This is a genomic window from Streptomyces sp. NBC_01288, from assembly GCF_035982055.1.
GTDB lineage: Bacteria > Actinomycetota > Actinomycetes > Streptomycetales > Streptomycetaceae > Streptomyces.
This window is the reverse complement of the sequence record NZ_CP108427.1, coordinates 5,470,247-5,484,726: the sequence shown is the minus strand read 5'-3', so window position 1 is coordinate 5,484,726 and position 14,480 is coordinate 5,470,247. Positions and strand designations below refer to the sequence as shown.

The following is a 14,480-nucleotide window of genomic DNA, read 5'->3' as shown; positions in this document are numbered from 1 at the left end:
TCGAGGTGCTCCTCACAGGAGGACGACAACCCCGCGCCGCTCCAACTCCGTCAGCAGCGCCGAGGGCGGGTCGCAGTCGTTCCACCGCAGGTCCAGTTTCTCCAGCGACGGCATGCCCAGCACCCAGTCCGGCAGCCGGGTGAGGCGGTTGCTCCGCAGGTCGAGCTGTCGTAGTCGGGGCAAGTCGGCGAGCGCGGACGGGAGTTCGGGGAGGGCGTTCTCCCGTAGGTCCAGGTGGCGCAGTTCGTGGAGGTGGGCCGCGGTCGACGGCAGGTGGGTGATCTCGTTGGCCCGGAGCCAGAGTTCGCGCAGGTTGCCGAGGGCGCCGATGGTGTCGGGCAGTGTGGTCAACCCGTTGTGCTGTGCCCGGAGTTCGATCAGGCCGGCCATGTGGCCGAGGGCCTCGGGGAGGGTGGTGAGGGTGTTCTCGCCGACGTTGAGGTAGCGCAGGCGGGTCAAGTTGCCCAAGGTGGGCGGGAGTTCGGACAGGGCGTTGTCGTGGAGGTAGAGGAAGGCGTCGAGGTCGGTCAGGGTGCCGAGTTCGTCGGGTATCGCGGTGAGGTGGTTGTGGCCGAGGTCCAGGGTGGTCAGGCTGTGGAGTCGGCCGATCCCGGGCGGGAGGTCGGTGAGTCCGTTGTCCGCGAGGATGAGGACCTGGAGTTCGGTGCGTCGCCAGACCGACTCGGGGACTTTTCCCAGCTGTTGGCGCCACAGGTTCAGTACGTGGGGCGCGGTCCGCCTCTCCCGGGGTATGTCGGTGTCAGTGGCCGGAGTCGCTCCTGCTCGCTCATCGGACACCGGACGCCGCCAACAGGCCCAGTACGTCGCCGAGTTGCCGACGTACCCCCGCATCGGCGATGAGCCCGTCCGCGCCGAGCATGCCCCGGTCCACCGGGATGCTCACGCAGGCCGACTCCACGATGTCGGCGCCGGTATAGCCCAGGACCGTCCGCAACGTGGCCTCCGCACCCCCGCCCCGCCCCGGTGGAGCCGCGTTGACCAAGGCCACCGGCTTGTCGGAGATCTCGGTGCCGCTGACCGTCCAGTCCAGGAGGTTCTTGAACGAGCCCGGCAGGGTGCCCGCGTACTCCGGGGTGCAGATCAAAATCCCGGCCGCCCGGTCGATCGCCGCCCGCAGCGCGGCCACGGGCGCGGGCAACGGGTCGGTGTCGTCGTCGGGGTTGAAGTGCGGAAGCCCGGCGAGACCGTCGTACAGCACGGTGTCCACCCGCGCGTCCGGCGCCACGGCACAAGCGGTGCGCAGCACGGCCTCGTTGGAGGAGCCGGCCCGCAGACTCCCCGACAGCAACAGGATCACCGGTGACGTGGACATCCGCACAACCTACTCCCGGCGCTCACGCCCACCCGTGCAGGGACACCTGCGGTTCGACGCCGTCGAGGTACTGCCGTAGAGCCCGGCCGTTGCCTCGCACGAACTCCTCGGGCAGGGCGTCGACTTGGGCCCAGCGGACCTGCGCGTGCTTGAGGGGCTCGCGGTTCTCGGCCTCGCCGGTCCACTCGTCGGCGACGAAGACGACCGTGAGGAAACCGCCCGGCGCCTCGACCCCGAGGGCGCCGTGGACGATATGCACGACCTTCAGCGAGGCCGGGTCCACGACGACCCCGGTCTCCTCGTACAGCTCGCGCACGGCGGTCTCGGTGACGGGCTCGCCGGGTTCGTTCTTGCCGACGGGGAGGTCCCACATCCCGCACCCGAACTTGGCCTTCTCACCACGCTGGAGGAGAAGGACACGACCGGCCGCCCTGTCGTGGACGATGACGGACGCGGCCAGGAGGGTCATGGAGGAGTGGGCGGGCTGGAGGGCAGGATTCATGGCCGGCCCGGCCGGACCGTGAGATACACCCAGCCGCTCCACACGGCCCCGGTCTGGGCGCCCGTGGCCGGTGGGGTGTAGTGGCCGCGCACGCGGTAACGGCCGTTGTCCGCGAAGAGTTTCAGCGCGCGGCTGTAGCCGTACGCGCCGTCGGCGTACAGCGGCACGCAGCGCTGCGAGGTGCTGGGGTGCCAGGCCCCCGAGGTGTAGCGCTCGACGGACACCGACATGCATCCGGTGGTCTGGTGGGGCGTGACCTTGAGGCTGAGGCCCATGTTCACCTCGGACTTGTAGAGGACCTGATAGGTCGTCGACCCGATCCGGGTGGTCGCGAGCGGCCATTGCAGCTGCGTGCGGACGGTCGGCGTGAGTGTCACGGTGTGCGTCACGGTCCGTGGGGCGTACCGGTAGTCGCCCGCGAAGACCGCGGTGAACGTGGTGTTGCGACCGATCTTCTCGTACACGACCAGGTTGCCGGCCGAGTCGACGTGCCCGCTCTTGAGCCGGGTGCGGGACTGGCCCGCGGGCTGGGCATAGAGCGTCACCGTACGGGAGTTGTACGTCGTCCCCAGATGCGCGGTGACCTTGGCCTTCGCGCCTGAACGGTAGGACGCCGCGTCGGTGGTGACGCTCAGTGCCGAAGTCGCCCTGGACACCTGGACGTCGGCCGTCGCCGTCACCGGGAGGTAGGCCGTGCCGCCGTCGTACGTGACGGTGTAGGTGTTCATGCTGCCAACCTGCGGTGTGTCGTGCAGCGCGAACGTGCCGTCGGCGGCGACCGGTACGGCGGGGAGGGCGTAGCCGGACGGATGCGCCAGGTCCTTCTTGACCACGTGGACCGTGCCGGTCGTCAAGTGGGCGTGGGGCCAGGTGAGTTGGCCGGTGACGGTGAGCGGCGCGGCGCGCTTGCCGGCGGTGGGTGCCGACAGCGTCGTCGTCGGCGCGTACTTCGCGACGGGGATGTCGAAGGTCCGGGTGGCCGGGGCGTAGTGGCCGCCGCCGGAGTAGTCGACGCGGTAGCTCAGGGTGCCGGTGAGCGGGGCGGTGTCGTGGACGGTGTACCCGCCGAAGAGGTTGGCCGCGTTCGCCGGAAGCCTGGTCGGGTCGGTCACGGCGATGCCGTCCGGGTGCGCGCTGTCGTAGCGCAAGATCCGTACGGTGCCGGGGAGTTGGCCGTGGTCGCTCGCGGTCAGGGCGATGGTGGAGTCGAAGGAGACGTTGAGGGAGACGGGCTCGCCGGGGGCGAGGGGCGAGGTGGCGCTCCCGATCAGCCGGACCGCGGCCGCCTCCGGGGACTTGGCCACCTCCAGCGTCGGGCTTCCTCCGTCGGCGTCCACGGCGACGCCGTAGAGGCGGCTCTCGTCCGGGGCCCAGGCGAGGCCGTGGGCGGCCAGGCGCAGCGGAGAGTCGATCGCGTGGCTGCCGTAGAAGCCCGAACCGGTCACCGGAACGGCCCTGAACTCGTCGCCGTCGCAACCGCATCCCGCCAGGGTTCCGTCGGGCGCCACGGCCACCGCACGCGCCGCCAGCGGGTCGGCGAAGCGGCCGTCGGCGGCGAGGTCGGAGACGCGGAACCGGTTCGCGCTCGGGTTCCGCCACGACGTGACGGCCACGTCCTGTCCGTCGGCCGTGACCGCGAAGTCGGTGAGGTCGGGGACGGGCAGTGCCTGGGCCGCCTGCCGGGTCAGCCCGCCGTCCGCGACGCGGTACGTGACGAAGGCGGAGGTGTCTCCCGTCTGCACAGCCGCGACGAGCGTGCCGGACGAGGTCGGAGTGGTCGCCAACAGCGGGGAGCCGGCCCAACTCCCGGAATCCTGGGCGGTCTTCACCGACCCGGTCGCGTCCACCGACCCGATGCCACCGGCACCCGCGCCTCCGTAACCGAACCAGAGGGTGCCCCCGGCCACGGCCAGCGCGTCGGGACGGGTACCCGCGCCGGTGGCGTAACGGGCCGTCTCCGTCAGGGTGTCGGTGTCGATCGCGGCGATCGTGTCCTGGTCGGGCAGTGCCGCGTAGACCGTGGAACCGTCGTCCGAGAGCGCCAACCCCGTGGCACCGGGCTCCCCTTGGATCGTCGTCGGGTCGCCCCCGTCGAGATCCGTCACGAGGATGCCGTCCGTGCCGGCGCCCCCGCTGAGGAAAAGATGGCCGTGCGCGGCGTCCACCGCCAGATGCGAGAAGCCCGCGATCGGCAGCGACACCCCCGACGCCGCGTACGAGTCGCCCGCCCCCGGGACGATCACACCCGTCAGCCCCGACACCGTCGCCGCAACGGTCAGCAGCGAAAAGCGTCTTGTCTTCATGCGAGTCCCCCGGACACTCGTCGAGACCCCGGCCGTCCGAAGGCGGCCGGGGAGTAAATCTTCCATCCCCAGATCACAGACACAGACACAGACACAGAAAGCCGCACCACCCGCTCACGCGGACGGGCGCCGGCGCGTCAGCCGAAGTAGCCCTCCAGGTCGGCGACCACGTCGACCGAGCCGAGCGCGTTGTGGATGCGGATGGAGCCGTCGGCTCCGACCGGAACCACGGCGAGGATCGGCCGGGTCCGGCCCGCGGTCAGGTTGTCGTTGGACGCGTTCGGCAGGCTGCCGTCGCCGTAGGCGGTCAGGTGGGTGTTGACGGTCGGAGTGACGCCGGTCAGGTTGACCAGCACGGCGGAGGCGCCCGCGGGGACCCCGTCGACACCGGCGACCTTCACGGTGAGGGTGCCGCCCGCGCCCAGTGACCTGTCCGGTGCGCCGAGGCCGGCGCGGGTGTCGAGGAAGCGGGTGGGCGTGGTCCCCACGAAGGGGCCGCCGCTGAGGGCGTCGGGGTCCGCGGGATCGTCGGACGAGCCCGCGAGGTCGTTCGTGTACACGCCCTGGACGTCGGCGATCAGGTTGACGTGCCCGGCGCTGTTGTAGATGTGGACCTTGCCGGCGCCCACACAGGGGGTGGCCAGATTGGAAGCGGTCTGCCCGGCCCGGTAGTTGAGCGTGGACGTGGTCGGCGGGGTGGGGCCGTCGCAGGCGACGGTGATGTAGCCGCTGCCGGTGCCTCCGGTCACGGTGACGTTGAGGACGGCCCCGACGGTCGCCTCGCCCCGGGCGTACTTCGGCAGGGTGACGGTCGTGGTGCTGCCGGGTCCCACCGCGCCCTTGGGCGCGCCGGTGCCGTCGCGGGTGTCCAGCACCCGGGTCGGGACCACCGTGGCCAGGCCGGACATGTACGGGTCGTCGCTGCTCGGCCTGGTGGTGGTGTAGTACCCCTCAAGGTCGGCGATGAGGTTCACGGCACCGTGCGCGTTGTAGAGGTCGATGTAGCCGTCGGTGCCCACCCGGACGGTGACGAGGTTCGGATTGTCCTGTCCCGCCCGGAAGTTGAGGTTCGAGGCGTTCGGGCGGGTGGTGCCGTCCGGGTAGACCGTCACATAGCCGGCGGCGGTGGCGCCCGCGTCGGTGATGTTCAGGGTCACCCCTGTCACCCCGGAGGCCGGGATGCCGTCCACGCCGAGGACCTTCAGCCGGACCACGCCTCCGGCGGCGACCGGACGCTTGGCCGCGCCCGTCCCGTCGCGGGTGTCCAGCAGCCGCTCGGGGCCCGCGGGGACGAAGGCCGCGCCGACCGTCGCCTTGCCGGTCGTGGTGGTGGTCCGCCCGCCGGAGTCGGTGATCGTCTGCGTGACGGTGTACGTGCCCGGGGCCGCGTAGCTGTGCTTCAGCGTGTCGCTGAGGGCGGTGACGGAGACGGCCGTGGAGCCGTCGCCGTAGGTGATCCGGTCGCCGGTGACCGCGTACGGATCGAAGTCGACGTTGTAGAAGCAGTTCGCGGTGTCCGGCGCCGAGGGGCTCGTCGCACAGGAGACGGTCGAGGTGAGGTCCGGTGTGGGATCGACCAAGGCCCAGATGTCGGCGGCGCCGACCCGCGTGCCGTCGGCCCTGTCGACCACCACCGCGACCTGGACTCCGCTGATCCCGGTGGCCTGGGTGTAGGTGTGCGTGGCCGAGCCGGTGGTGGAGGTGACGGTGGTGCCGCCACCGAAGTCGAAGGCGTACGTGAACCCGGTCGTCGAGTCCGACCACGGATTGCTCACCTGCGCGGTGGCGGTGACCGGAACGCCGACGTATCCGCGGCCCATCTTGATCCCGCTCACGGTGAGCGGGTCCTGGAACTCCGTGGCGCCGCGGTCGTCGTGGCCGGTGCCGGCACCGGTGTCCGGGACCAGCGGGTCGTCGACGCGGGCATGGCCGTCGATGTCCGTGGACAGCTCACCGGGAGCGTCGGTGTCGGCCGAGTCGACGAGCGGTGAGTGCTCGGCGGGTCGCCCGAGCGCGGGGATCGTCAGGTCCGTCTGGTCCAGGTCGTGGGTGCCCTGTCCGGTGCCCGCCCGGAACGCCTGCGCGGTGGCGTACGCGGTGCCGGCCCAGTCGTAGTCGGTTCCGGCCGACGACGGGTTGAGCGCGTTGTAGTCCGCGGTGACCTGCGGGGCGGAGGCGGCGTCCACCGTGATCCCGGCATGGGTGCCGGTGCACGTCGTGGTGCCGTAGGGCAGCGCGACCGTGTTCTCCACCGACCCGGAACTGCCGTCGGTCAGGCTGACCCCGTCGGCGCAGTCCGTCGCGACGGTGTCGCCCGCGAGGTCGATCCCCGTGGTGCCCGCGGCGAGGACACCGCCGACCTGGAAGGAGTCGCCGGCGAGCGTGATGTCCCGCGCGCCGGGCGCACTGCTGAAGTCGGGCCCGTGCGGCTGGCTGACAGTGAGGCGGGTGAGCGAGATGCCGGAGGAGGACCCGTCGACCGCGATCACCGGGGTGGTGCCGTCGACCAGGGTGCTCTGCACGACCGCGACGCGGTAGGTGATGTGCTGCGAGCCGGTGACGGCGAGGGCGGTCGTACCGGAGGTCCTTGCCCGTATCCCGGCCAGGTCGACGTACTGGGCGCCGGAGAACGTGACCGCCGTCGTGCCCTTGCCCGCGACGGTGACCGACGATCCGTCGCCGGGTGCGGAGAGGAAGGTGACGGGTGCGTCCGCGGTGCCGACGGACCTGATGGTCACCGGTGCGTAGGCCGTGTTGCGGCCCGCGACGTACACGGTGTCACCGGGAGCGGCGGCGTCCGCGGCCGGCTGGATCTGGCAGAAGGGCTCGGCCGCCGAACCGGGACCGGTGTCGCTACAGCCGGTGGCCGCGTCATCGACGTGGAACGCCGTACCGGCGACGGTGTCCGCGTGGGCCACGCCCGGCCCGAAGCAGCCGACGACCAGGACAGCCAGAGCGGCGGTCGACGTCAGCGGTGGTCTTCGCCCCATGAACACGTTCCCCCTCCGGGCCGGCGAAGGCGTCGGAAGGCGGCGCGCACGGCCTGTGCGATCCAGTCAGGTGTGCGCTGGAACTGTCGGGAGAATAGGTCACGTCGGGGACAGCGAAGGCCGATGAATGGGCGCCGGTTCGTCGACGCGTCGAAAGTTTGCGCGGTGTTTGATCAAAGCAGGGGCCACGAAGACCGGCCCATCAACGGGTATTGACCGTTCCGGGATGCGGAGGGGACCGGTCCCGTCATCCCGGCCCGACCCCCTCGGCGGGATCGGTACCGGCCGGCAGCACCCCGGCCAGGGACTCCAGGGACGGTCGGCGGCCGCGCTCCACGTGCACGAAGGCGAGCGAGGCGGCGAGTTCGGTGTCGCCGGCGCAGATCGCCTCGTACAGCTCGCGGTGCTCGGTGCACAGGACGCCGGGGTCGCGGTCGGAGGTCACGGCGTAACTCATTGATCGCCGACGCGGCCCCGCTCTCCTTCGGGAGGGCGGGGCCGCTTTCGTGCGTCTGCCACGGGACGGCCGAGGCGGGTGAGAAGGCATGTCAGCCTCGCGCGCCTCTGCGCCCGCCGCGCGCCCTGACAGCGGCGGCGGGCACTCCCATAGCTTCCACATGCCACACCTCATCAGTTGGTAGCCGGGGTCGATCAAGCGCCCGGTTTCCGCTGGGGGTTGCCGGACCTCGGCGGCCCTGGCCCAACAAGATGAGGTGAGGTGGGCAAGTGGTGCCAAAGGATCACGCCGACTCCCGCAAGGGGTGGGCGCTTGCAGTGGCTGAACGACTCGGGATCGCGATAGCGGCACGCGCGCTGTGGTCCGTCGTCGAACGGCTGCTCCACCACTAGGGGCTTTGCCCCAGGCCACGCCCCCGGTGTAACCCCAGTCGCCGGGGGCGGGCCGCCCGCATATAGATGTGCGCACAAAACAGGGCGGTCACCAGCGCCCACTTATCGCGCTACTACGGCTAGGGCAACTCGGTGACGAACGTTCCGACGCCGACCTGCATCTGCGCGAGGCCCGTGTCCCTCAGCTCGGACAGGACCCGGCGGGCCGTCATCTGCGCGATGCCGAACTCGCCCTGGATCGCGAGAACGCCCGGTAGCTGCGAGCCCGGCGGGTACGTGCCGTCCACGATTCGGGCCTCGATGACCTCGTATACCTGCCGCCACCGCGGTACGTCCGGCTTCCAGTCCATGCGCGCCACCGTGCACCGGGCACTCGCCCTCGCCGCACCTTCCACCGCCATGGACGTCACCCTGCTCATCGCACAGTTGCGCGGGCACGTCGAGCTGATGGTGACCGAGGTCGAGCCGCTCGCTGCCGAGCATGCCGGGCGCGCTCGCCGACGTCTGCCTGGGCGAGGCTCGCCGCAAGCTCGACGCCGGCGGAGAGATCCGGCCCCTCGCCTCCGCACGGCTCGCCTACGCCCGCCGCCTGGCCCGTGTCCTGACCGCCCTGTGTGACCACCACCGCAACCTCGGCGGGGCCACAACATGACGGCGCGCCCTCACATCTGCCGCGACTGCGACGAGCCGATCGCCGACCCGGACGACGCCGTCCTCATCTGGCACCAGGAATCCATGAGCGGGCCCGGGCGGGACGTGTGGGCGCACCATGAACACGCCGACCTGATCCAGCCGGACACCTCGCTGGTCCGTGTCCTGGCCCGGGTCATGATCTCCCGCGCCCTGCGCGAGAACGACCGAGTCCGCAGACTCCCGTCCGCCCCGGTACCCCGTGCTGAGTGGGGCGGGCGGGACCGGGCCCCGGCCGGCATTCCCCGTTGCCGACCGGGGCCGCTCCATGTGCAGGCGAAGGGCGGCGAGTGCAAACTGACGGCGGGGGTCGAGAACGGAGCCACCATGGAATTGCGAGAAGACATCCAGTGCGGCGTCACCCTCGACATGACGGAGATCAGCGAGGCCGACGCGAACCGGATGATCCGGCTGGCTCAATCCTCTGGCCTCTTGGTCAACGTGCAGTACCAGAAGCGCGAGCACTGCAAGATCTCGGTGAACTTCGCCGACAAGCTGGCGGAAGCCCAGGCGCTCGTCGATGAGGCGCACCGATTGCGGGACAGCTCCGGCGACTACGACTGAGAACACATGATCGCCTGCACTTCGGTTGAGCGTCGGCTGAGCTAACGATCACCGAGGCCCCGAAAATGGCTGCGGCCCCAGCTCGAAGTGCCTCTGAGCTGGGGCCGATTGCGTAGACCCTGTGGGACTCGAACCCACAACCAATGGATTAAAAGTCCACTGCTCTGCCAATTGAGCTAAGGGTCCTCGCGATGTTGCCTCCCCGAGCATAGCGGGAGGTGGCCGTGTCTCCGATCGGGTATCGGGGACACGGCCGCGCCGGACGGCGAAACAGGGTGCGAGCAGGGCCGGGAGTAGGGCCGGGACAAGGGACCGACTGGTCCGGAGTGTTACGGATCCACCGGTTCGGGCACCCCCGCCCGCCCCACCCCCCGCACCTTCGCCGGAGAACTACGGATCCACCGGTCCAGGCACCCCGCCCCACACCACCACCCCCATACCGGCAAAGACACCAACCAACCCGGACCGCTACGGATCCACCGGCTCCGGCGCCCCCGCCCGCGCCGCCTCCCGTGCCTTCGTCCGTGCGTGTTCCGGGTTCAGGAACCACTCCCGGGCCGAGGCGAACCACCAGGCCGCCGCGAAGCCCAGGACCACCAGGACCGCCACCGGCGCGTAGTTGAAGGACTCCCAGGTGACCGGTGAGACCTGCGGCAGCATGAACAGGACGGTGATCACGATCACCCACACCACCGACACCGTCCCGATCAGCCGCGACCACCGGCCCAGATGCCACGGCCCGCGCTGGAAGTCGTCCCCCTTGCCCAGCCGTAGGAGGGTCGGGATGACGTAGGCGATGTACAGGCCGATCACCGCGATCGACGTCACCGCCGCGTACGCCGTCACATTGATCAGGTAGGGGAGGCCGAGCACCAGCGCACCCGCCGCCGCCAGCCACACCGCCGCCACCGGCGTCCGCGAGCGCGGGCTCACCGTGTGCCAGACGCGGGAGAACGGGAGCGCGCCGTCGCGTGAGAAGGCGTAGATCATGCGGCTGTTGGCCGTCACCGACGCCATCCCGCAGAAGAGCTGCGCGCCGATCACCACCAACAGCAACAGCTTGCCCGCCGTCGCTCCCAGGGCGTCGAGGAGGATCTGGGCCGGGGGTGCGCCTGTCGCCGACTTCAGCTCCCCGTTGTACGACTGGATCGCGTACGTGAAGCCCAGGAGCAGCACGAAGCCGGCTATCCAGGACGTCCAGATGGAGCGGACGATGCCCTTCGGGCCCGCCGTCGACGCGTCGTGGGTCTCCTCCGTCATGTGGGCGGAGGCGTCGTAGCCGGTGAAGGTGTACTGCGCCATCAGGAGGCCCAGCAGGACGACGTAGACCCCGCTGCCCCAGCCGGTGTTGTTCACGAACTTCGTGAAGACGAACGTCGTCGACTGGTGGTGGTCCGGGACGAAGGTCAGCGCGCCGACGATCACGCCGACACCCACCACGTGCCACCACACGCTCACGTTGTTGAGGATGGCGACGATCTTCACGCCGAAGGTGTTCAGCAGGCCGTGGAGGATCAGGATCCCGGCGAAGAGGAGCACCGTGCGGCCCGGCGTCACCTTGAAGTCGAACTGGAGGTTCAGGTACGCGCCCAGGAACGACGCCGCGCCGAAGTCGATGCCCGCGGTCACCGCGACCTGGCCGAGGACGTTGAACCAGCCCGTGAACCACGCCCAGGCCGCCGCCGTGCGCGGGGGCGCCAGGCGGTGGGCCCAGAAGTACAGGCCCGCCGACGTCGGGTAGGCGGAGCAGATCTCGGCCATCGACAGGCCGACGAAGAGGGTCATCAGGCCGACCGCCACCCAGCCCCACATGATCACGGCCGGGCCGCCCGTGTTCATGCCGAACAGGTACAGCGTCAGGCAGCCCGACAGGACCGAGATGATCGTGAAGGAGACCGCGTAGTTGGAGAACGCCGACATGCGGCGGGCGAGAACCTGCGTGTAGCCGAGTTGGGCAAGCCGTTCTTCGTCGGAGAGACCGGGGGGATCTCCCTTTGACAGCCCACTCGCTATGGCGTCATCTGTCATGCCCCCAGCGATTCCCTCGCCGGGGGCGTGACATGCGCCACTTAAGGAATCGATAAGGACTCGATGTGGCCAGAAAACGCCCTAGGAGTCACATACGCGTCACATACGAGTCACCTCAGAAGACGCCCTTGTAGCCCTGCCACCCGGTCGCGATCTTCACCCGCGCCCCGAACGACCCCTTCCCGTCACCGCTGTTGCGGTACAGCACCCCCGCCGAGTCCCGCTCGACCAGGTCCGCCTTCCCGTCCCCGGTGATGTCCCCGACCCCGACCACCGTGTTGTACGACCCGCCCCACGCCGTGAACAGCTTCGCCCGCGCCCCGAAGGTGCCGCGGCCGGTGCCGTAGTAGCGGTACAGGTTGTTCGACTGGTCCTGGGCGAGGAGGTCGCCGATGCCGTCGCCGTTGATGTCACCGACGCCGACGACCTTCTTGTACGTCTTCCAGTTCGTGTACAGCTTCACGCGGGCGGAGAGCTTGCCCGTGCCGGTGCCCTTGTAGAGGTAGACGTCCCCGGTGGACGTGTTGCGGGCGATCAGGTCCGGACGGCCGTCGCCGCTGATGTCGCCGGGCGCGGTGAGGACGTCGTACTGGTTCCAGCCGCTCGTGCCGAGTGACGTGTACGCCGTCGACGGCTTCAGCACCGCGTCGCAGGCCGGTTTGTACGCGCGGAGCGCGCCGCTGCTCAGCCGGACCAGGACGTCGTTGCAGCGGTCGCCGCTCAGGTCGCCGAAGGGCACCGCCCTGACGGTCGTCGGCCAGCCACTGCCGCTGACCTTGCCGGCGAACGTGCCCTTGCCCGTGCCCAGTTGATACGTCAGCGCACCCGCCGGGTCGAGCGTCAGGAGATCACCTACGGCGTCGCCGCCCACGTGGTCGTGGCGGGCCGGGGCACCGCCGCGCAGCGCGACCGTGCCGCTCGCCGTCACCGGGGCACCGACCCCGTCGGCCGGTGCGACGGACAGCGTCCAGTCGTACGACCCGTTCGTCAGGAAGGTCGCCCCGGTGACGGACGCGGACCAGCCGACCTTCAGCTCGCCGCGCGCCGCGCCGCCGTCCCGCGTGTCCACGACCTTGCCGGTGGCCCGGCTGCGCACGGTCAGCCGCCAGCTCGCGGACGGCTTCGACAGCAGCACGGTGGCCAGGGTGTCCTGGGTGGTGTCGATCTCGTGCGCCTGCACGGACGGGGCCGCCTCGACCGGGGCCAGCAGGCGCAGCGGCTGCGGGGTCGTGCCGGTCGGCACGAGGTGCACGCGCTCCTGGTCGTCGACGTAGGCCACGTTCCCGGTCGGCTCGTCGACCGTCCAGCGCACCTCGCGCTGGGAGACCCCGGTGTCGGGCAGCGCGCCGATCACCCGGCTCACGGGTGTGCCGTCGGGGAATGTGGTGAGGACCAGTTGCCCGGCCTGTCTGTCGTGCGTGACGACGAATCCGTCGCCCAACTCGGCCTCGCCGGAGGGGACTTGGACCGACTTCTTCGCCGTACGGTCGTAGACGCCGGCCGTGCCGTCGGGGCAACTCCAGTACAGCCAGCGGCCGTTGGCCCGGAGTTCGGTGGGTGCGCAGCCGGCGTCGGTGGTGAGGGTCTCGGTGGTCTCCTTGGTGGTGAGGTCGTACGCCGTGAGAGTGCCGGGGGTGGTGCCCGGCGTCCACAGGGTGTCGCCGGAGAGGGCGGCGGCGCCGGGGGTGCGGGTGAGGGCCGGTGCGCCGTCGTTGCCGATCCGGTAGACGGTCTGCTCGGTCGCCGTGGTGTGGATCAGGTAGCGGCCGGAGACGTCCGTGATCCGGCCGCCCGCGGGGACGGCGCGCTCCCAGAAGGTGGCGGAGGCGGGCCCGTTGACCCGGATACGGTCGCTGGTCGCGGTGTCCTTCGTCACCCAGGCGGCCCGGCCGTCGGCCGTGCCGTACAGCTGGGAGCAGCCGACCTCCGTCAACGGGCAGGTGCCGAGGTTCAGTTGGGCGCCGTCGAACGACGAGCGGGCGCCGAACTCGGGCGTACCGGTCGCGGCGACGGTCCGTATGTAGTCGTCGCGGTATCCGTTCGGGCCACCGGTGTCGGCGACGAGGAGCCGCCCCTGCTCCAGGGACAGCCCCTGGATCCTGACCGGCGGCTTGGGCAGCGCCCTGACCTGGGTGACGACCGGGGTGCCGGCGGGACCGGGCTGGATGCGCTGGATGCCCCAGTCGTCGCTCCCGGTGCGGCCGATCTTCACGGCGGTGCCGTCGGGGCCTGCCGCGATCCCGAACGAGGACGACGGCATGAGGGTCACCGCGGCGCCGCCGGCGATGGGCTGGGCCGTCACCGCGCCGGTGCCGTTGACCAGCCAGTCCCCTACGAGTGCCAGGTCGTGCGTCGCGTTCACGCCGTCGCCGACGCCCCTGAGCACCACCTCGGCCGGGGTCGCCGACAGGTCGGCGCGCGGCAGCACCAGCACCTTGGCCTTGTCGTAGGCGGAAACGACCACGTGGTCCCGGGATGCCTGCACATCGATGTACCCGCTGGGCAGCGGACCGGTCGTGCTCTGCACCTGCCCGGTCTCCCGGTCCACGGCGACCAGCACCTGCTGTCCGTCCAGCGAGGAGCGGAGGAACACGCTGGTGGCGTCCGCGCCGGCCGGCAGACCGAATATCAGGCCCGCCGGTCCGCCCGCGACGGTCACGTCCCGGGTGGTTCCGTCGGCGCCCGGGGTCAGCAGATGCATGATCCGGGTGCTGGTGCCGTCCTCGGTGGTGGAGTTCCGGAAGGCGAGGGCGAGGTTGTCGAAGACACTGAGGAAGCCGAGGCCCGCCGGGATCTGGACACTGCGGGTCGTGCCGTCGGTCGGGTCCCAGAACGCGACCCGGCCGTCGGGGTACTGGTACGCGAGGACATCCGTACCGGTGGCCCGGACGGTCGCCCCGTCCCGCGCCGGCACGGGCACCGCCACACCGTCCGAGTAGCGCGTCCACAGCGACGGCGTGACGCCCTCCACCCGGTGGAAGACGCCCTGCGCCCCGGCGCTGTCGTGACCGCCCTGGGTCGAGGACGCGAGCAGCGCGGCCGAGGTGTAGGTGCCGCGCAGCGTGGCCGGTACGACCGTCTCCTGCGCCGCGCCCACCGCGAACGCGGGCGCCGGCAGCAGCGGGCCGAGCCCGGCGGCGAGTACGGACGAGACGGCGATGCCCACGAAGGCATGACGAACCAAGGAGTCCTCCCCCAGAACAGACAGAACAGAGCGGGAT

The 14,480-nt window shown here is 70.8% G+C and carries 11 protein-coding genes and 1 tRNA gene; 2 read left to right on the top strand and 10 right to left on the bottom strand.

Annotated elements, in window-relative coordinates:
- Nucleotides 1-12 precede the first annotated feature (12 nt).
- The 7 genes from OG194_RS24625 to OG194_RS24595 all read right to left on the bottom strand — a co-directional run bounded on the left by OG194_RS24625 (nt 13) and on the right by OG194_RS24595 (nt 8,327).
- On the bottom strand, nt 13-720 hold the full coding sequence (locus OG194_RS24625) for a leucine-rich repeat domain-containing protein (protein ID WP_327407195.1): 708 nt from the start codon (nt 718-720) through the stop codon (nt 13-15).
- 67 nt (nt 721-787) lie between these two features.
- On the bottom strand, nt 788-1,333 hold the full coding sequence (locus tag OG194_RS24620; RefSeq protein WP_327402972.1) for an NADPH-dependent FMN reductase: 546 nt from the start codon (nt 1,331-1,333) through the stop codon (nt 788-790).
- Nucleotides 1,334-1,355: 22 nt separating this feature from the next.
- Nucleotides 1,356-1,835, bottom strand: a complete 480-nt coding sequence (locus OG194_RS24615) for an NUDIX domain-containing protein (protein WP_327402971.1) — start codon at nt 1,833-1,835, stop codon at nt 1,356-1,358.
- A complete protein-coding gene (locus tag OG194_RS24610) occupies nt 1,832-4,138 on the bottom strand; it encodes a hypothetical protein (RefSeq protein ID WP_327402970.1) in 2,307 nt (768 codons plus the stop codon). Before OG194_RS24610 ends, OG194_RS24615 begins: the two co-directional genes overlap by 4 nt.
- Nucleotides 4,139-4,275: 137 nt before the next feature.
- Nucleotides 4,276-7,128, bottom strand: coding sequence for a hypothetical protein (locus OG194_RS24605; protein WP_327402969.1), 2,853 nt, complete (start codon nt 7,126-7,128; stop codon nt 4,276-4,278).
- A 247-nt stretch (nt 7,129-7,375) separates the two neighbouring features.
- On the bottom strand, nt 7,376-7,573 hold the full coding sequence (locus tag OG194_RS24600) for a hypothetical protein (RefSeq protein ID WP_327402968.1): 198 nt from the start codon (nt 7,571-7,573) through the stop codon (nt 7,376-7,378).
- A 523-nt stretch (nt 7,574-8,096) separates the two neighbouring features.
- Complete coding sequence (locus OG194_RS24595; protein ID WP_327402967.1) at nt 8,097-8,327, bottom strand: winged helix-turn-helix domain-containing protein; 231 nt, start codon at nt 8,325-8,327, stop codon at nt 8,097-8,099.
- Between OG194_RS24595 and OG194_RS47660 the strand changes: the two genes are divergently transcribed.
- Together OG194_RS47660 and OG194_RS24585 are read left to right on the top strand one after the other, a co-directional pair.
- Nucleotides 8,278-8,595, top strand: a complete 318-nt coding sequence (locus OG194_RS47660; RefSeq protein WP_442811618.1) for a DUF6415 family natural product biosynthesis protein — start codon at nt 8,278-8,280, stop codon at nt 8,593-8,595. The two genes, OG194_RS24595 and OG194_RS47660, sit on opposite strands and share 50 nt — an antisense overlap.
- Nucleotides 8,596-8,625: 30 nt before the next feature.
- The gene (locus OG194_RS24585) at nt 8,626-9,231 is read left to right on the top strand and encodes a hypothetical protein (protein WP_327402965.1); all 606 of its coding nucleotides are present in this window, start codon (nt 8,626-8,628) and stop codon (nt 9,229-9,231) included.
- A 113-nt stretch (nt 9,232-9,344) separates the two neighbouring features.
- Here the strand turns inward: OG194_RS24585 and OG194_RS24580 are convergent.
- The 3 genes from OG194_RS24580 to OG194_RS24570 form a co-directional block, all read right to left on the bottom strand.
- Nucleotides 9,345-9,417: transfer RNA gene (locus tag OG194_RS24580), tRNA-Lys, on the bottom strand.
- 282 nt (nt 9,418-9,699) lie between these two features.
- A complete protein-coding gene (locus OG194_RS24575; RefSeq protein ID WP_327402964.1) occupies nt 9,700-11,259 on the bottom strand; it encodes an amino acid permease in 1,560 nt (519 codons plus the stop codon).
- Nucleotides 11,260-11,374: 115 nt separating this feature from the next.
- On the bottom strand, nt 11,375-14,443 hold the full coding sequence (locus OG194_RS24570) for a VCBS repeat-containing protein (RefSeq protein ID WP_327402963.1): 3,069 nt from the start codon (nt 14,441-14,443) through the stop codon (nt 11,375-11,377).
- Nucleotides 14,444-14,480 lie beyond the last annotated feature (37 nt).

Bases quoted from the DNA above. Each gene is read 5' to 3' on its own strand.
- OG194_RS24615 (WP_327402971.1), bottom strand. From the start codon at position 1,835: ATGAATCCTGCCCTCCAGCCCGCCCACTCCTCCATGACCCTCCTGGCC.
- OG194_RS24585 (WP_327402965.1), top strand. From the start codon at position 8,626: ATGACGGCGCGCCCTCACATCTGCCGCGACTGCGACGAGCCGATCGCC.
- OG194_RS24575 (WP_327402964.1), bottom strand. From the start codon at position 11,259: ATGACAGATGACGCCATAGCGAGTGGGCTGTCAAAGGGAGATCCCCCC.
- OG194_RS24605 (WP_327402969.1), bottom strand. From the start codon at position 7,128: ATGGGGCGAAGACCACCGCTGACGTCGACCGCCGCTCTGGCTGTCCTG.
- OG194_RS47660 (WP_442811618.1), top strand. From the start codon at position 8,278: ATGACCTCGTATACCTGCCGCCACCGCGGTACGTCCGGCTTCCAGTCC.
- OG194_RS24595 (WP_327402967.1), bottom strand. From the start codon at position 8,327: ATGGACTGGAAGCCGGACGTACCGCGGTGGCGGCAGGTATACGAGGTC.
- OG194_RS24620 (WP_327402972.1), bottom strand. From the start codon at position 1,333: ATGTCCACGTCACCGGTGATCCTGTTGCTGTCGGGGAGTCTGCGGGCC.
- OG194_RS24610 (WP_327402970.1), bottom strand. From the start codon at position 4,138: ATGAAGACAAGACGCTTTTCGCTGCTGACCGTTGCGGCGACGGTGTCG.